This is a genomic window from Paenibacillus sp. SZ31 (assembly GCF_012912005.1).
Lineage (GTDB): Bacteria > Bacillota > Bacilli > Paenibacillales > Paenibacillaceae > Paenibacillus.
In genome coordinates this window covers 125,166-143,136 of sequence record NZ_JABBEA010000005.1, presented here as the reverse complement: position 1 = coordinate 143,136, position 17,971 = coordinate 125,166, and the positions used below count along the sequence as shown (strand labels likewise).

The window sequence follows — 17,971 nt, the reverse complement described above, 5'->3', positions numbered from 1 at the left end:
AAGATGAAAAAATGGTTAAGTCATACCAACAGTACCGTGCTGTCCGTAGCGGTGATTGGCATCTTTATTTTGCTAACACTGTTCCTGAATTCACTTGGCGGCTTCCAGCTGGATCTGACCTCGAACAAACAATACACGTTATCTGACCAGTCCCTTACTGCGATCAAAAACGTGAAGGACGACGTCAACATTCTGGTATTAACCGTCGAAAATGCCAACAACACGGTCCTGAACCGTGAGGTCACGGATATGGTGGAGGAGTATACCAAACGCAACAGCAAGCTGAAATTAAAACAATATAATCTGACGCAGGAACCTGCGCTTGCATCCAAATATGGCATAACAGGCAGCTCCATTGTGCTGGAGCAGGGAGATCAACACAAAGTGATTGATATTGCGAGTCTGTTCACTGCGACAGGTGACGGAAGTGACGGATCATATCAGTTCACAGGTGAGGAAAAACTAACGCAGGCGCTCATGAATATGTCATCTACGGAGATGCACAAAATGGTCTTTTTGACCGGACATGAAGAGTTGAGTCTCGATCAGATGACTACACTTCAATCCTCCTTGGAACAAAATAATGTGCAGACGGAAGAGTTGCAGTTGAATCAGGCCGGGAAGGTTCCGGAAGATGCAGATGTGCTCGCCATTATTGGTCCACAACGTGATCTCAGTGATACGGAAATGAAGGCTATTCGTACCTATCTGAGTAATGGCGGCAAGTTGTTATTATCCCTCGGATTTGTGGAAGATATGAAATCCAGTTGGAAAAACATCGATGCCCTCATGGCTGATTATGGGGTCATTGATGAACATGCGGTCATGGTGGATAACCAGCAAGCCAGTACGATGGGGCCGCTCTGGGTCGTGCCGGAGTATGGTACACATGCAATCACGGACAAACTCGCGTCGAGCCAATTGTATCCGATGTTGTCGCTGTCGATTGCGTTGACCAGCAAAGAACAGGATAAATATACCCTTTCACCCATAATTCATTCTTCTAATGACAGTTATGGGGAGACGAATATCGGCGGTTTATTGCAAAATGAAACGACCAATGATGCCGATGAGGACATTCAGGGTCCAGTTGAACTGGGGTATGCAGCCGATACGACGGATGGTAAACCGAAGGCGGTTATTCTGGGCTCGTCGATTTTCATGCAGGATTCGGAAATTGCGAATGGCGGCAATCGGGACTTTATTTTGAATACAGTGAATTATTTGAGTGAAAAAGAAGATGGACTGACGATTCGTCCACGGGTTCAAGCCGGTTATGAGATGGCATACCTGAACGGTGAACAGGCTAGAACAATCTTCTTCGTGTCGATTGTGGCGTTCCCGCTCATCTTTGTTATCATCGGTGTACTCTTATGGTGGAGGCGCAGACGGGTATGAGAAAATGGGTCCCAACGATTCTGGTGGTCATCGTACTAATTGTGGGCTGGGTGTACGCGGCCAGTCAAAATTATTTTCGGGAAGAAGAAGCGGAGCAAGCCAAGTTGCTCGGTATTCAATCCGGGGATATCCAATCCATCACGATACATGACACAACGGAAGAATTATCTGGTGCAACAGGATCTTCGACTTTGGCGCTTGAGAATGGCGTCTGGCAGATGGTTGAGCCAAAAGCCTATCCTCTGAACGGTTACAGTGTAAGCAGCTGGTTGGATGCTCTGAGTGGTGCAAATCAGGAACTGGTGGTAGAAGAAGCGCCAACGGATCTGGATAAGTACGGATTAGGAACAGATGCTACACGTATGGATATCAAACTCAAAGATAATCGGGAGATCAAACTGGCTATTGGTGGACAGCTTCCAGCAGATGATGCACGTTATGTACGTGTTGATTCGGGCCCCGTAGTTGCCGTGCAGACAGAGGCGATTACCAGTATAGCCTTGACTCGTCGTGATTTGTTGGACACGACACCTTTCAACATGGATGAGACGAATGTGGGATCTCTGGAGTGGGAAGGTGAAGCAGCCACCTGGATGTTAAAATCAACATCGGAGAACGGTGCGGCAGACCAGGCATGGACATTGAATGGAAAAACAATTGAAGCCACAGACGCTGTATCTCTTATTGGCAAAATCAAAAACTTGTCTACGCCAGATGATGTGCGTAAAGCGTCCGAGCTGAAGGAGACGGTTCCACGATTCACCCTGTCTGTTGAACAGACGGTCAATGGGCAACAAGTTCGAGATGTGTATCGGGGGCTTACTATGCCATCCGAACCGGATCAGATCTGGGTCATTACGCCGGATGGTCAATGGGCATATGCCATGGATGCGACGAGTCTGACGGAAGCCGAGAAATTCCCGGACACGATTAAAGCATCAGACGGGAAATGAACGAGGCGTAAGGTAAGTGAAGTGAATATAACTAACTTGAATTGAATTCAAGTTACATGGAGACAGTGCTGCGAACAAGCAGCACTGTTTTTTTATTTTATAGGTAAAGCCCTCATTGTTCAGGATCAAAACCGAAGATCTATTAGCAAAGACCACAACTAAAAGATCAAAAACTAAAGGGTAATGTACCATATCCTTTCAGCATATCGGCACGTACAGAAGCGCATCCTATCTTTGTGACCAAAACCAACAAACATTGGAGGATGAGTACATGCCAGCAGTCAAAAAGGCAACAGCTATTACGTTATCATTATCTACTGCACTCTTTGTAATGGCCGGTTTGACAGGTTGTGGCACGAATCGGGATACCAACAATATGCATACGCAAAGTGTTCGTGAGCAAGCGAACGGCATCAACCGTTATGGCGTGGAAACGAATGGCATGGACGGCATTCGTGCGAAAAGTTATCGCATGCATAATGTCAGTGACCTGAAATCCAGTGAAGAGCTGGCAAAACGTATCACGGAGATGAAGGAAGTTCAATCCGCCCGTGTCATGTTAACGGATCGTAATGCTTACGTCGCTGTTCGTTTGGCAGATGGTCATGCAGGCAAGTTGGAAAGCAAATCGAATGGTCGTACGAGCATGCTGGGTGGGACGATGCGCAATCATGCCAGTGATACCATGCGTGGTGGAAATATGAATCACGATATGGGTGGTATGCGTGTGAATGGCGGTACGGGCACGATGTCTCCGTACAGTACCAGCGGAATTGCTCCAGGACTGAACACGAATTCTGCAACGGATCGCAGCCATATGGGCAATGATCGTGGCATCTATGGCACGATGGGCACAGGCGCGGTTGGCATGATGCGTGGTCTGACGAACAGCGGCAAAGCACGTGGGACAGACGATGGGCATTATGGTATGAAAAGTGAAGGACAACGTGTAGATAGCTCGGACGATAACACATCAGCTGAGATTAAGGGTAAGATTTCAGCCAAAATCAAGCAGTTTGCACCGAACATCGAGAATGTATATGTATCAGCCAATCCGGATTTTGTGGAGCATGTCGAGAACTATGCCACAGATATTCGAAATGGTAAGCCGGTTAGCGGCATGATTGATACGTTCCAATCAATGGTAGAGCGCATTTTCCCAACGAACGGTACAGATACCAATCATCGTGATGGCATCCTCGACGATGGCCTGATGAACCGTAATCACAACGGTGGTGTCATGAATCGAATGAATCGGTAGTTTTTTAAGACATGAACAAGTGTGCCTTTGCGCGGATGGCAACATCCGCTGCAGGGGCATGTTTGTTTTACATGATCCAATACATATAGAAATGCATACGTTTACTCTGGACAATGAATCACATGTTTACTGCCCATTTTTCTTATAAAACTGAACCAACGCCCTTGACCTGACATAAGATGAGTTGACTGTATCCCCTTAACCTTGTTACACCAACACAACCCGAGCAAGGAGGGGTGAACATTGAAGGGTATCGATCATAAAAGCAAATTTTTGTTGACCCACCGTGAACGCGAAGTATTCGAATTACTGGTTCAAGACAAAACAACGCGTGACATCGCAGGGCAGTTATTCATCAGCGAGAAAACGGTGCGTAACCATATTTCGAATGTGATGCAGTTTGAAATTAATCATAATTATACGTTACTCGGGGTGAAGTGGAAGGTGAGTTCTCATACATGGTATAATATCCCTATAAATAACAAGGAGATGAACACCATACGCGCAATAAAATTGGATGTAATTAAATACCTATTCATACTTGGAGTCGCAGCAATTGCAATTATACTTTACAAGTACATTCCAAGTTTCAGTGAACTAACTCTAATAGCATGGAATGGCCTAGCCGATCTGACTGAATCAATTTGGACAAACTGGATGGTCGATGCTGGATACTTTAAACCTGACTTCTCAAATACAGCCCCTTAGTGGGCTTTTTTTATTTTGTTTGTGATGTAAAAACTTGGGGTATTATGTCGAAATGTGTTACGATAGAAAGAATCAAAATGTAAGGAGTTGGTTCTTTTAGTGAGGTTTAAACCAAACAATCATCGTAAAAAGCAACGGGTTAAAGAAGGCTACACTAATGGGAAGACATTAGCTCTTGTTAAGAAGTATGATGAGCTGAGAAATGGACTTCTGAAGTGCAGTTGCAGCAGATGTCAAAAAAACATTCGTTTAAGCCAAACTGAAGTCGGATCATATTGTGGTGAATGCATGAGACAGGGTATTTACTCTAAATATGTGCTGACTGATTATAAATTAGATCGTACCAATCAAAGATACAGAAATGCATAGTACCATACAGCCTAGACAGCCCTCATACGGCTGTTTTTTGTTTTGCCCGACCATTGGTCGCTCAACTTTCAAGACTCCACCACAGCCAATCCTAGCTACATATAATCGTGTCACTTGGTGACACCCTAACTTTAAGAACGAGTTCCGAATTTCGGAAGTGCAATGTTCATTGAAACAGTGTCATCAATTGAATCGCAAAACTTTATCTGTACAATGTTATTTTAGTGTAATTGTGATACCATACTATATGTATGGAAGGAGCTAATGTACATGAAGATAGATAGATCAGATATTGAGCATTTAATTAATACTCAACTCAAAGGATTAAGCACCTCTAAGAGTCTCAAGTATCAATTCAAGTATCAACTCATTGAACTAAATATTCCTGTAGAGGTAATTGACTCACTTCTGAAAAAAGAAGAGTACGTTGCACAATACATCACACAAATTGACGCTTCAATATTGTACGGTGTATGCCAAGCTTTATTTAGTGTGACAGGTAATGAACAATTAGATCCAAATCAACTTTTCGGTAAACGTGAGATTAGAGATGCTCAGGATAACCTTAAATCAATTGTTCAGAAAAGAAAGGAATTACCTATTTCATTCTCAGACACTACCATGCTTAAATTTGACAGCTACATAACCAAGATTGCGATTGCAGATTTAGTGAAAATGTCTGAAAGCCAATTGATTGTGTACGATTACGAAACTCAACGTGGTGCTAAATATACAGTTAATCAGTCTGGAGGAGTAGTCAAAACACCAATTGTCAATAAGACAAGTGTTAAGAGGATTGCAACTAAAATGGCTGATAATCACTACTTTGAGGATATGATTACACTAAACGTATATTCTACAGAAGTTGATCCTGTGACGTACCATGAGGACTCTAGAACGCTAACTATTAACGATGGGGCAATTATATCTATATTAGATGGCTTCCACCGCTTACAGGGTGCTGTAGCAGCATTACAGATGAATCCTAATTTAGATTTAGACATGATACTCTCCATTAGGTCATATGACCATGAGACAGCTCAGAAATATTTTGGACAGATCAATACAATTAACGTGTTGAAGAAAGAAAGAAGAGATGAGCTTGCACAGGAAAGAATGTCTGACAAGGTAGTTGCCATTCTACAAAGAAAGTCAGAGATAGGGAAACATATTGCTTCAGCAACGACCGTAAATGAATTGGCTGGAGAGTTGACCACCTTTGATATCATGAGTTACTCAATTGATCGCATGTATCATTTTGACAGACAGTTAGACGTTATTAAAACTTCAAATTATCTCAATGATTTCTTTACTTATTTGGTTGGCAGTTATCCAGATGAGTTTTCAATTGACGCTAATAAGCGTAAAACTCCAATTATGAGCCATCCATTGATGTTTATAGGATACATTGTACTTTCAAAGTTCATGAAAGATCATGATATAGGCTTAGATGAGATAGAAAAATATGTGAACAGTATTATTTTTGACTATAAAGAACTTGAACTACTTCTCAATGCTAAGAAATCACTCACAGGAAACAAACGTATCCGAAATCAAATAATTAATCACTTTGACTCTACACTCAGAGGGGAATAACAGTGAAAAAGATATACGATGATAATCTTTACAATGAGTCACAAAAAGAGCGATTTCTGCAAAGACAGAATGTGAATACAAAAGAAGCATACTCTAGAGTGCTTCGTAGAGCATCAGCTATTGAAAAACGGTTAGAAATGGACTTATATGATTTTAATCTAAATGAAATCAAACAGGTACTACTTCTGTTAGAATCCACTAAACTTGCTACTGTTAAAACTACAGGAAGCATTATACAGAACTATATTCGATGGGCGATAGAACAAGATTTGCGTAAGGACAATATTAATCCACTTGACGCTGTTTATGGAGATGACTTTTACATCCAGTTTGTAGATGATAGCAGAGCAGTACTGTTCAGTGAAGAAGACATTGGGAATGTTGTAGATGGATGCTTAAATTTTCAAGACAAACTAATTGTACAGTCACTATTTGAGGGGATAATGGGTAAGGCTAACAGTGAATTGCTTAATATGAAGATGGAACACATAACTGGATCAGAGGATGAATTTAAAATAACGCTTTATGATGATACTCGTAAAGGTCGAGAAAGCAGAGAGATATCTATATCAAATTTTCTGTATAACATTCTAAGAATAGCGAATAGAGAAGAGAAGTACATCAAAAATAATGGTGTTCTCAAAGCACATATCAAAAGCGATTCCAATGAATTGATTGATAATGACTATATAATTAGATCTGCTGTTAATTCTAGTATTAAGCAAGGAACAGATGAACCAGCATCTAAATACTTGGTACAGTCTAGACTTAGTAAGATAGCTGAGTGGCACAGTTTACCGCTATTGACTGTTACTAACCTTAGAAATAGTGGAATGCTTAAAATGGCAAGGGACTTGTATGTTAAGCATGGAAAACTGGAGAGAGAGGAATACTATACGATCTGTGAGCATTATAACGTAGGCAAGCAGCCAGATGGTTCGTACGCCTATTCAAGATTTAAAGTTGGCTTTCTGAATATGGAGAATTTAAACTCAATATACGGTATAGGATAGGGTAGGCTATTGGGGTTGACATTGCGTCAACCTTTTTTTGTGTTGTCCGTTCAGGATGAAATTTCGTCCCCTTTTAATAAGGAGGAACAGTTAATCGAGATTTCTCGGAAAAGTCTATGCAAAACTCATAACCATTCTAACCTTCTGAATCGGAATATCGTTATATCGAACATCGATGTTCGATTTGGCTCCTAATCAACTCGGTTAGCACTTATCAAAGGAGGTGTCTAATTCAATCCTTCCCAAATATACGCGACATTTCAATATGACGTTTTGACCGCTCAAAGTTGAGCCGTGAATTGTAGCAATACAGAATTCCCGTAACAGTCAAGGTTACCCGAAATTTTCGTGGAAGCCTCTCGTCAATTTGACGATCACCTATTGGTAATAGTTTTTCGTGGTTTCACGAATAAGTCCATATGTATCAACTACTTTAAATTTCACCCATATGACCAATTTGACAAGTTTAACTGTGTACTCAATGTGCACATATCTGATCCTCAAATTTGAGGGTTATTCCACGAAAATTTCAGGGAACCTTTAACCTAATTGTGCTTACGGAAAGTTTTCCGGGAGCAGATAAGGGTATCCTTATTTACGCATTTCGCGTAATTAGAACACTGAATCTCCTACAGGGAAATCATCCAAGATAGACAGGGAATTTATCCAAGATGTATAGGGAAATTATCCAACATACACAGGGAAATCCTCTTGGAGAAAATCACCCGTAATAAGTACTATTATAATTTAGACTTTAGACAGGTATACACAGTATTTACAGGTGGCTTCGCGAGGCTAATCCGCATATGTAATTGGGTAGATAGGCAAATAAAAAAAGACCCTTATTCAGAGTCCTTCTTAATGTTGTTGCGTAAGCTCTCTTTAAATGAGATAGTGATGTCTTTCATCAAAGAATCCATATGTGTCTTTACTAATCTCAGCGCCGCAGCAGTTATTTCCTTATCATGTCGAAGTAGATTTGGCAGTTCTTTTTCTTCTTCTGCTGTAAGCTCCCTATAAGCAGAAATGAGTTCAATTCCTTTAGATTGTTCAATGTCTCCTCTAATCAACCATTCAATTGACACTTTAAAGTAATCAGCGATAGCAAGAGCCAAGTCCACTGAAGGTCTATTCTTATTGTTTTCAATATTTGAAATAGTGGCACTCTTAGATTTCTTAAAAGAAACAAACTCTCCAGTTTCATTGTCATATGTGGCAACTTGAAGCCTATTTGCTAAAGCTTCCATTGAAAGGTTCTGCTCATTCCTCAACTTTTTAACTCTCTCGCCTAATGTATTCATAATCGATCCCTCTCAAATACGTTTGATCATATTATATACTAATATCTTAGGAATTTATACGGATTACACTCAATATTATTAGTGTTCATTAAAAATAATTGACGGTGTTCACTAAATATGTTTTAATGAATTTATCAAATAAGTTTAGCGTTTTTTAATAATGTTGAGTGTGGGTGCGTGTACAAATAAAAAAACCCACATCATTGCGATGTAGGCTCATGTTCATCTGTATCTGATACTTCTTCAAACTGGATCAATTCAGATATGTCTGTGATATTTAAGGCATTGGCTATCTTAATTAGCATATCGAGGTTAATCTCTTGCCTATCATCTTTGGTAAGTTTAGAAATTCTAGCCTGATTGACACCAGACATTGATTCTAGTTGTTTCTGAGTAAGATTACGCTCCTTTAGAACATCTTTGAGTTTCATTTTTACTTTAAGCAATGTACTACCTCCAAACAGTTGACAAAATATGACCATAAGAGTATATTTTAATTATGACCCTGTAAGCATATAAAAGAGTGGCGATGTCGCCATTTTAAAAGGTTATACCCTATACAAAATTGTATACCCTTAAACAACATTGTACACTATCTACAACTTTTCATCATCAAAAACATGCTGGAACTTGAGTTCCGATTTCGAAAAGTGAATCAAATAAGCAACAATGTACTGTAACTATTATGCATGTAACAACTGATATTAAACATTACGCAGAATTCTGCGGAAAGTGAATCCTATTATAGAAAGGTGTGTTGATATGGTAATAAAGAAAGTGTTGCCTGAAATCGACGTGAAAGCAATATCTTCAGTCATGAGTGAAATTTTCAAACAGTACGTAATTTGTAAATGTACTATCTCTAATCCAGATAGAGAGCAATACCAGCGTGATGTTGAGTCTGCTGTGAACTTATTAGCTGACGAAGAGAAGGACTTGATTACACACAAGTTTATGGTGAGTGAATACATAAAGGATTATCAAGTCTACAATTTTATGATTGACCCACCAATATCAAAGGATACTTTTATGAAGATTCGTGCATCTGCATTTTATAAACTTGCAATTCTATTTCAAGAGCGCGGCATATTACAACTATAAGTTACAGGTGTGGAAAATTTTCCACAGGGTCAGAAGGGAGAGATACAGATGTACAAACACGGCAAGCTGATCAATCGACAATTATGTATACGTACACGTAACGGTACATGGATAGCGTTAAAGTCTGTTGCATCTTTAGGTTAGCGATTTCCCAACATGATGAGAAAGGAGTTATCACAATGATTATTTACTATTTTGATCAAAAGCAGGATTGGACACTGGATGAGATATATGTTGCTTGTGAAGTTCCGAAAAAGGCATTGAATATCATTCATGGGATTGAAGTACTTCTGACAACTCAGGAATTACGTCAACAGTTCATGGCAAGGGTTCCAATCTATCCAACATCTATTCAGGTGTTTACTCTATTAAAACAGTTCAGACGTGAACAGCTTGAAATGAATCCTATGAGCGATGAGAATTTCAAAGATACGTTTTTACTCAATCCTGTAAAGGCACTCACACAATACTTTAAAGAACAGGTTTCACCTATATGTGTTGAACGTATGAGGACATATGGTGTAACCATTGAACATCTAATCGAACAACGTAAGCTGAACAGATACATTCATGTAGTCAGGGCTATCAGCAATGTATCTCACAATTGATCCTATACATAAACATTGTACTGTATTTGTGCTTGATAAATTCTTATAACAACTTTATATGAACATAATATTCTCTGTGAAATCCTAGTTTCATTTGATGTACAGAAGAGAATGGAGGTTAACGGAACAGGTGGAAATAAACGAAGTGTACACGTCAGATTACAACAACTTACCACCACGTGAGAAGGCGGCATGGCACATAGAGGATTATCAACTTAAACGTGCAGCAATTGATAAATACTTTGTCTCGTATGGTTTGGATGTTGCTATGATAATAGGGATGATGGATCGTGCAAGAGAGCAAGACATTCGATATCAATCGCTCATTAAATTAATTGAGGATAAAGTACTGCCTGAGTACAGCAGAGAACTGAATGAGTTGGAATCATTGTTGGCAGATTTGTTCGACAAGGTATTGAGACCATTGCCTGAAACAAATATTGACTAAGGGGACAGTTCCAGAGGAAAGGGGGAGCAGGATTCTATGTATGGTAGAGACAAATTGTTTGAAACAATAATGAGCCTGAGTCATACGGAAATTCCGTATAGATCAGCAAGAAGAAAAGGCCAGCAAATCAAGCCGAAGAAACAACGTAGACTTAATCCCACAACAATTGATTCAAGGTATAGCCATTTAGTTGCTGAAGGATGTAGGTTAGACTTAACAGTTGAACGTAGGATACAGATACGTGAAGAGTTAACATTAATAAGGAAACAGAAACGAATGATGATGAAAATTGAATGCTATGTATGAGGATGGCACAAACGGTGCTGTCTTTTTTTATGTGGATTCAATTTTGTACTACATTGAGCTATCGGCCATTTTTTATCTGATTCAAGCAATAACACGAATAATACTCTTCTGTGGAACTGTGATAACTGAGTACCCCTCAAACTGAGGGTATCTGAAATGAGGTGCGCTCATAGTTGAGTTGTGAGAGTTGTTGGACGTTGTGTCCAACTTGAATACAACTATTCATGGTGAACATGTGTTTTGTTCTGATACAACCGTATAGCATCTTGTTAAACCATATTATGTAGATTCGAATTTAGGAGGACGCTAAAAAGGACAGCACAATTTCATATCATGCCATCCCACAAAAGAAAATTGACTATAAATATGTAGTTTTAACTATTTTTGTGCAGTCATATCTGTCAAATCTATGCTACCTACATATTGATTATAATCAATGTAAAATGTGAAAGTGTAAATCTGGACTTCTGGTGCCCCTTCAGTGGTTGCAGGAAATGTATGAATAAACTCACCTTTTTTTGCTTCATATGAAAAAACTAGAAACCTATCATCTGATAAATCCATTTTGTTTTGACTTCCACCATATAATTCTGTAATTTCACTACCCAACATTCCAATTTTCAGACCATGAGAAGTTTCAAATATACCATCTGAATCTTTCCCTAAACCAATTGATATTACCTTATCATCTTTATATGTAATTTCTACACCTTTCTCATAGTCGAAATTATTTTCACTACCCATTTCTCCTTTACCTAATACTTTCTCTGCTTCTACTCTGCTCATGCCATAGCTTACTTTCTCTTTAGTGTGTACATTAACAATCTCAATATCATCCTTAGTGATCGAACTTGTTTTTGTTTCACAAGCTGTAAGGACTATTAGTAGCACGGATGACAGAATTAATAATATCTTTTTCATGGAGTCCACCTTAATTATATTTCTGAAACAATGTTTTTATCAAATGCTTCAGATGTAAATTAGATTACCATGATTATCCTTTCTATACAATGAAGTTACGTTCAAGTCTTCATCAAATTGACGGGAAGCTATTTAAGATGTGCAAAAATTTTCCTTCCTTGTTGGACGATGTGTACAAGCGTGTAACGCCTAATAAACCATATTGATAGTGTGAGTTAAAACCACATCGTTACTCTGAGAACCGGAATAATCGGTTTCTAACTTCAAAGTTAAATGAGGTTGGGTTCAGGTTGAACTTGAGTTGACACGGTAACCTTAGCAGTCGATGTGGTCGACAGCGATCATATGCTTATTGAACTATTCTAATTTGGTAAAATCCAAAAATAGAAACTCAAACCAATTAAAATTCTTTAGTGGTATAATATTCCTATCATACACAGGGAGTGATCAGAATTTCTGGGATTATAGAAAAAATTACTAATCACATGTTAGAAGGGTTTACAGTTATGGCATTAATCACCGGGGTTGTTGTGCCTGTAGCAGCAGTAAAATACAGTGTGAGTGTAACGATAAAGAGAGCCAAGGAAAAGGAATTAGAAGATGAACGAAATCAGCGTATCAAGTTATTACATAATTTTATGCGAGAACTTGAGTTAACAATGGATCACTATGAAAAGAAAAAAAGGTACTATTCTAAGGAACCCTTAGCAGCTCACTTAATTGTGAATAGTCCACTATTTAATGCAGTAGATCATCCTAACCTTATAGCTGGTGTATGGGACTTGCTAAGAGCCTATCAAGCACTAAACACAGCGATTGATTCTCTACCTATCCTTATAGCACCAATTCACCAATCTGCAATTGATCTTCTTAAGAATCCACTTATAAAATGGTTTAATCCTGGACTTGTAGATGCAGCAAATAAAACAGCACAAGAAACAGCCGATGAGATAATAGGCAAGGCAGCAATGGAGATATTTGGTGTTGCAGTTGTTTTATATCCTTATGTTGATAAATATTTGTACGCGATCACGACAATGGCAGAAAGGAACCTACTTAAGAAGGTTGAGTATTCTTACAAATGAATAAATACAGAAAATCCGCTGAAGGATAGTCATCAACGGATAATAAGTGGATTACTCTATAGGAATCTGGTATTTCGGATAAGCAGACTTACTCCACTAGGCAGTGTTTCAGCTATACCAAGTTCGTCAAAATCAATATTGTAGTGTAAAAGCAAGTCGCGAGTATTAGAGTTGATATAACTAAAGTATTGATAGTCTGGGAAATTGGGATCTTCATAGGAATTGGTTGCATAGTGGAGTATTTCACGCTCTTTTGTGTATGGTATTGCATTCTGAGCACGTGTGAGTTGTTCATTCTGAAGTGGTTCCATGATTTGTCTTTGCAGTATTCCAGAATCCCTTAGTGAATTATGACCAATAACATATTCGACATAAAGGAAGGATTCCCCTCTGACTCTGTCGAAATACGAAGGCTGTAAAAAAGAACTTTCTAAAGATGTATCAGCATTCGCAAATTCAGATGGCGGTATTCTTGTCTATGGTGTGGTTGAAGAAGGCAATATTCCAGTCAGAATAGATAATGGATGCGATCCGGTCAAAGTAACACGTGAATGGATAGAGCAGGTGATAGATAGCCGTATACAAAGAAAGATTGATGGAATAAGGATACATCAGGTTGATTTGAGCGGTGAAAATTTTGGAAGAGTGCTGTATGTAATTTCGATACCACAAAGTGTGGACGCACCTCATATGGCTGATGACAACAGATACTATAAAAGATACAACTTCAAATCTTCTCCTATGGAAGATTATGAAGTACGAGATGTAAGAAGAAGACATGATCATCCTAATTTAAAATTGCAATGTTTCATCTATTCTGTTGAACTGGGAAGTATAGAAAAGGAATTAAAGATTGATATATATAATACTTCGTCGATTCCAGCTGAATATTATGGTGTAAGATTATATATTGATAAAAGAATTCTAATACTAGATCATGGTGGGTTTATGTTGGGGGCAGATGCTGAGTTACTTGATGAAGAAGGGAAAACACATTTAGTTTATTGCCTGTTGAAGCCAGTATCTAATACAACAAGTATTCCTATATGGGAAGGGGAAACCTTTGGTTTAGAGAAAGTAAAATTGATGGCACCAACAAGTAATGAAGATAAATATTTTGTAGGATGGCACGTGTCTGGGCCTGGATTCATGAACTTTGACGCTCAGACCTTCACATTCTAAGCATCCTTCGGGATGCTTTTTTGATGTGTACTAGTGTTTTAATTCCACACCTCTAGTCCGAGTTATTTCATAAAACATACGTAGACTGACACCGGTTGTTGTATAATTGTGGTAGGGAATTAATTGCATTGAGACAGGCCAGTGTAGGATATGTCAATTTAAATTTCGAGATTATCTTAGTGAAATAATACTTTTATGGGGAGTTTAATTATATGCGAAATGATTTTTTTGTAAGGGCGATTGAAGTTGTTCTTGATACTTTTGAATTCACGTTCTCAATACCAATAAGTATCCGACCAACTTGGAAAGGAGAAGAAGTAGCTAAAAGATTATCAGATCATGGTGGGGCATGCTGTGAGTTTAGAGGGACACGGACTCCTGAAGGGATTCCGACAGTGAATGAATTTGTTGTCTATATCCACGAAGACATTCAAAGCGTTAGTGAAGCAAATGAATTTGAAACAGGTATTAGATATCGGATAGAACAATTTTTTGAATCTATAAGTGTTGATTTTACAAGAGAGTCCTTATTGTCTTTTCGTTATTACATGAGCTAGGTCATCTTGATGTATACGAGAAGTTCAAACGAGCTGGCACTCCAAATGAATACCAAAAAATTTTAGACACCATGTTCGGAGATGAAAAGACCAATCAAAAGTGGTTGGAGACTAATAAGGTGAAATACTTTCAATACCTAAATGCTATAGAGGCTCGTTCGGACATATTTGCTTTAAGTCACTTTGTGAAGGTTTGGAAGATTCTTTGGCCTGAATCTGAACCCAATGTTGGGGGTGAGTAGCATGGGCAGACATAAGATTAATGATGAAGATAAATTACAAGGATTCATGGTGAATATCAAGGGATACATACTTGACAATATTAGTGATGATCCAAATGCTCTGGAAGAAATTCGAGCATTCATCGAGAGCAGATGGGGTATAAAGGACATAGAGAAATATGATGAGCGAAGAAAGGATAAGCACATTGAATTGCTTGTCAGGAATATAGAACTTGAGAAGGTTAGGCTAGTAGAGCTTGATTCAAAATATGGAATAAAGTCCGAAATTTATAAAATTATGGGGCCAGCAGCTATAAAAAAGATTGCAAAATACGAGAATGAATTGACGATGGTCAAAGATTCGAATGTATGCAAGTAGAACAAAATTTAAAGAAAAGAGGAGTAATATGAGCAGAGAAAAGGTTGCTGATGAGATTACAGCAGAAATTATTGAACATATCAGAGAGTTGGTATGTTATTGGGATTCCCCAATAGACTTGAGAATGTTGCTCATTTGACAATACAAATTTTAAAGTCATGTGTGGGAATATACCGTTCGAGAATGTGGAATTCATTTAATCCATTTTATTGGCTTGGCATTGTTGTATTGCTCCCCAAACATCTTTTTGAATACCTTGGAGTAAACGGTGATAAGGTTATTGTTAAAATATTCAATATTATTTGGTGGGCATTTTCTTCTGTGGTAACAGTGGTACTCTTGAGAGAAAATGCAACCGCTGTAAACGATTTTGTTAAAGATCTTTTAAAATGAGTCTTTCACTTAATTTTCAACTTCAGTGACAGGGAATAAAACTGTATAATTTCTGGAAAATATAATAATGATAATCCCGTACCATAAAACAATTATGGAGGGATTATCATGGGATTGCCAAAAATTAAGGTTTCTACTGAAGGCGTCATTGATTCAGTTAAAGAAGTGGGTACTGATTTAGCGGACAGAGCTGGGATAGGGAGAAAAAGCCAAGAAGTGCGCGCTTGGGGACAGGTAGCGGAAAACGCAGCTCGCGAAGTTGATTGGACAGAAGTTACAAATGAACTTGTTAATGTTGAGGACAAAGCTAGGCGCATGATAGCTAAAGCGGAGGAAGGAACCCAAGCAGAAATCAACGAAGCGTGGCAACAACTAAAAGATGCGTCAGACGTACTCAAACAACAAGCAATTGATTCGATGAACACAATCGTGAAGCAGGCTTATGATCAATTTGTACAAGATGTTTGCGATACGCTTAATGATGAGCAAAAAAAATATGTAAATTCGATTATTGATGTATTACAGAAATTAAAAGAACTCAAAGAAATGTTTGACATTAAAAAAATTATTGATGAATTATTGAATAAAGCCGAAGAACTGTTAGAGGGATATTTATGCGAGAAATTAGAGTTTCTTAAACAAATGGATGTTAAAGGGATACCTGATGTCAACATAAATCTAGACGGGACCATTATAAGTTTTAATGTGTTCATTTATATTTTGAAGATTGATGATGACCGCGACCCTCGGCAAAACTGTTTCGCAGAAATAAGTATTCAATTGTTATACGATTTATCTAAACCTGAAATGCCTAAACCTAGAGTTGCCCCCATGTTCTATTCGGATCGAGTGGAAGACGACATCAGAGAATGGGTTGAGCAGCGACTTGAAGAAGAAAAAGATGAAATGGTGCAAACTTTACTGGAGATGTTTTTCTCGGATTACATCAGTGTCTTTAAAGAATTTAGGGGCTACCTAGATTTGCTTTAGTTTTCTCATGGGAGAGGGGCTTAATGAATTAACAAATATTTCCTAGTTGTGATTCACGGAACAGCGGCATTGCATCTATACAGGTAAGTGTAAAAATTTAATAGACCCAATAAAAAAAGTTTTAGTATAAAAAAATAAAAGCCATCTAAGGACGACTTTTATTTAAATATTTTTCTTCTTCTCTAGGAAACCGGCGGGAAGGATATTTTTTAATCATTCTGATCAAAGCGGTCTTTTTCTGCGCATCGGACAAAGTTTCAAAAGGCACAATACATAAAGTATGGTGTATCTCATAGTTTCTTACGATTTCTTTAAATTGATCTTCTGTGACAATTCCCATCTTATAATTATATTTCTGAAGTTCTATCTGTTTATTAATCGTTCTATTTTCTTGATAATTGATAATCTTAACAAACAGGAACAAGAACAAAATCGCCACTAAAACATAAGGTATTATTGTGGATAAGATAGCCCAAATCCCACCCGCAGCCAATAAACCTGCCATCGGAAAGAATAAAACCACAATTATAATTATTATGATAAGTAATACCAAGAGGTTCGCTCCTTTTGAAAATCAAAAGTATTATTAAATCTATATACAGTTTTATATCGGTAAACGAGCAATATTAGTTTACACTCTTTATAAAATAAATCTTTTACATAGAGGGCTATGGATTGTGCTTGGATAGCAGTTTTTGGTACACTTGGTGGCTCTGCGTTAGCTACTTTAGGAACAGTGGTATCCACAAAGCTTAAGGAGCGTAGTGACAATAAGATAAGGATTTGGAATCTTGAAGACATAGAAATGAAAAGACTCCAGGATAAGAAGGAGGAGGAATTTAGAGTATATAATGAAGTTCTTAAAGCTGATGGTGAACACACGATTACTGCAATAAATGATCATGGTTTAGGAGAACTAAATGGCGAAAATTACAAACAACATGTAAGGCCAATATTATATAGAAATCTTCATATATTACCATCAAGTTTGAGGAAAAAGACTAGAAAACTAGACTCGCTTTTGGTCACGGAGGAGTTTTATAACTACAACACTTTGCAAGAATGGCAAGATGAACAGTATGGAGCATATCAAAATATTATTAGCACCATAGAATCAAGGTATAGTGAATCAACTAATACAAAGAGTGAATAGATGAATTACATAATACAATTCTGTCATT

Annotated in this window: 19 protein-coding genes and 1 pseudogene; 16 read left to right on the top strand and 4 right to left on the bottom strand. The window is 38.1% G+C overall.

The annotated features are described in order from the left end of the window. Window positions 1–3: 3 nt before the first annotated feature. The 6 genes and pseudogenes from HF638_RS12675 to HF638_RS12650 all read left to right on the top strand — a co-directional run bounded on the left by HF638_RS12675 (window position 4) and on the right by HF638_RS12650 (window position 7,298). Window positions 4–1,398 (top strand): GldG family protein, encoded by a 1,395-nt coding sequence (locus HF638_RS12675; RefSeq protein WP_169480535.1) that lies wholly within the window; start codon window positions 4–6, stop codon window positions 1,396–1,398. After that, window positions 1,395–2,351 (top strand): DUF4340 domain-containing protein, encoded by a 957-nt coding sequence (locus HF638_RS12670; protein WP_169480534.1) that lies wholly within the window; start codon window positions 1,395–1,397, stop codon window positions 2,349–2,351. The genes HF638_RS12675 and HF638_RS12670 overlap by 4 nt, the downstream gene beginning before the upstream one ends. Window positions 2,352–2,622: 271 nt before the next feature. Next, the gene (locus HF638_RS12665) at window positions 2,623–3,612 is read left to right on the top strand and encodes a YhcN/YlaJ family sporulation lipoprotein (protein ID WP_169480533.1); all 990 of its coding nucleotides are present in this window, start codon (window positions 2,623–2,625) and stop codon (window positions 3,610–3,612) included. Between the two features lie 243 nt (window positions 3,613–3,855). Next, window positions 3,856–4,011: pseudogene (locus tag HF638_RS12660) on the top strand (LuxR C-terminal-related transcriptional regulator); the annotation flags it as partial. Between the two features lie 948 nt (window positions 4,012–4,959). Beyond that, window positions 4,960–6,285 (top strand): DNA sulfur modification protein DndB, encoded by a 1,326-nt coding sequence (locus tag HF638_RS12655; RefSeq protein ID WP_169480532.1) that lies wholly within the window; start codon window positions 4,960–4,962, stop codon window positions 6,283–6,285. 2 nt (window positions 6,286–6,287) lie between these two features. Then, window positions 6,288–7,298 carry a phage lytic cycle repressor MrpR family protein gene (locus HF638_RS12650; RefSeq protein ID WP_169480531.1) on the top strand — a complete coding sequence of 337 codons (1,011 nt, stop codon included), beginning with the start codon at window positions 6,288–6,290 and terminating at the stop codon, window positions 7,296–7,298. Window positions 7,299–8,140: 842 nt separating this feature from the next. Here the strand turns inward: HF638_RS12650 and HF638_RS12645 are convergent. Both HF638_RS12645 and HF638_RS12640 read right to left on the bottom strand, forming a co-directional pair. Then, window positions 8,141–8,599: a helix-turn-helix domain-containing protein gene (locus HF638_RS12645; RefSeq protein ID WP_169480530.1), complete on the bottom strand. Its 459-nt coding sequence runs from the start codon at window positions 8,597–8,599 to the stop codon at window positions 8,141–8,143. Between the two features lie 200 nt (window positions 8,600–8,799). Then, on the bottom strand, window positions 8,800–9,045 hold the full coding sequence (locus HF638_RS12640; RefSeq protein WP_211175623.1) for a helix-turn-helix domain-containing protein: 246 nt from the start codon (window positions 9,043–9,045) through the stop codon (window positions 8,800–8,802). Between the two features lie 316 nt (window positions 9,046–9,361). On the opposite strand from HF638_RS12640, the gene HF638_RS12635 reads away from it, so the two are divergent. The 3 genes from HF638_RS12635 (at window position 9,362) to HF638_RS12625 (ending at window position 10,756) form a co-directional block, all read left to right on the top strand. Further along, window positions 9,362–9,700, top strand: a complete 339-nt coding sequence (locus tag HF638_RS12635; RefSeq protein ID WP_169480528.1) for an ArpU family phage packaging/lysis transcriptional regulator — start codon at window positions 9,362–9,364, stop codon at window positions 9,698–9,700. A gap of 179 nt (window positions 9,701–9,879) precedes the next feature. Next, window positions 9,880–10,308 carry a hypothetical protein gene (locus HF638_RS12630; RefSeq protein ID WP_169480527.1) on the top strand — a complete coding sequence of 143 codons (429 nt, stop codon included), beginning with the start codon at window positions 9,880–9,882 and terminating at the stop codon, window positions 10,306–10,308. A gap of 130 nt (window positions 10,309–10,438) precedes the next feature. After that, window positions 10,439–10,756 carry a hypothetical protein gene (locus HF638_RS12625; protein WP_169480526.1) on the top strand — a complete coding sequence of 106 codons (318 nt, stop codon included), beginning with the start codon at window positions 10,439–10,441 and terminating at the stop codon, window positions 10,754–10,756. Window positions 10,757–11,440: 684 nt separating this feature from the next. Here the strand turns inward: HF638_RS12625 and HF638_RS12620 are convergent. Continuing rightward, complete coding sequence (locus HF638_RS12620; protein WP_169480525.1) at window positions 11,441–11,983, bottom strand: hypothetical protein; 543 nt, start codon at window positions 11,981–11,983, stop codon at window positions 11,441–11,443. Window positions 11,984–12,489: 506 nt separating this feature from the next. Between HF638_RS12620 and HF638_RS12615 the strand changes: the two genes are divergently transcribed. The 6 genes from HF638_RS12615 to HF638_RS12590 all read left to right on the top strand — a co-directional run bounded on the left by HF638_RS12615 (window position 12,490) and on the right by HF638_RS12590 (window position 16,790). Beyond that, complete coding sequence (locus HF638_RS12615; protein WP_169480524.1) at window positions 12,490–13,068, top strand: hypothetical protein; 579 nt, start codon at window positions 12,490–12,492, stop codon at window positions 13,066–13,068. A 390-nt stretch (window positions 13,069–13,458) separates the two neighbouring features. Continuing rightward, window positions 13,459–14,250, top strand: coding sequence for an RNA-binding domain-containing protein (locus tag HF638_RS12610; RefSeq protein WP_169480696.1), 792 nt, complete (start codon window positions 13,459–13,461; stop codon window positions 14,248–14,250). Between the two features lie 212 nt (window positions 14,251–14,462). Then, a complete protein-coding gene (locus HF638_RS12605; RefSeq protein WP_169480523.1) occupies window positions 14,463–14,807 on the top strand; it encodes a hypothetical protein in 345 nt (114 codons plus the stop codon). Between the two features lie 243 nt (window positions 14,808–15,050). Next, entirely contained in the window at window positions 15,051–15,407 is a 357-nt protein-coding gene (locus HF638_RS12600; protein WP_169480522.1) for a hypothetical protein, read from the top strand. A 135-nt stretch (window positions 15,408–15,542) separates the two neighbouring features. Continuing rightward, window positions 15,543–15,800 carry a hypothetical protein gene (locus tag HF638_RS12595; RefSeq protein ID WP_169480521.1) on the top strand — a complete coding sequence of 86 codons (258 nt, stop codon included), beginning with the start codon at window positions 15,543–15,545 and terminating at the stop codon, window positions 15,798–15,800. A gap of 108 nt (window positions 15,801–15,908) precedes the next feature. Next, complete coding sequence (locus tag HF638_RS12590) at window positions 15,909–16,790, top strand: hypothetical protein (RefSeq protein WP_169480520.1); 882 nt, start codon at window positions 15,909–15,911, stop codon at window positions 16,788–16,790. A gap of 145 nt (window positions 16,791–16,935) precedes the next feature. Here HF638_RS12590 and HF638_RS12585 read toward each other — a convergent pair whose 3' ends face one another. Beyond that, window positions 16,936–17,343, bottom strand: coding sequence for a hypothetical protein (locus tag HF638_RS12585; protein WP_169480519.1), 408 nt, complete (start codon window positions 17,341–17,343; stop codon window positions 16,936–16,938). 117 nt (window positions 17,344–17,460) lie between these two features. On the opposite strand from HF638_RS12585, the gene HF638_RS12580 reads away from it, so the two are divergent. Then, the gene (locus HF638_RS12580; RefSeq protein ID WP_169480518.1) at window positions 17,461–17,943 is read left to right on the top strand and encodes a hypothetical protein; all 483 of its coding nucleotides are present in this window, start codon (window positions 17,461–17,463) and stop codon (window positions 17,941–17,943) included. Window positions 17,944–17,971 lie beyond the last annotated feature (28 nt).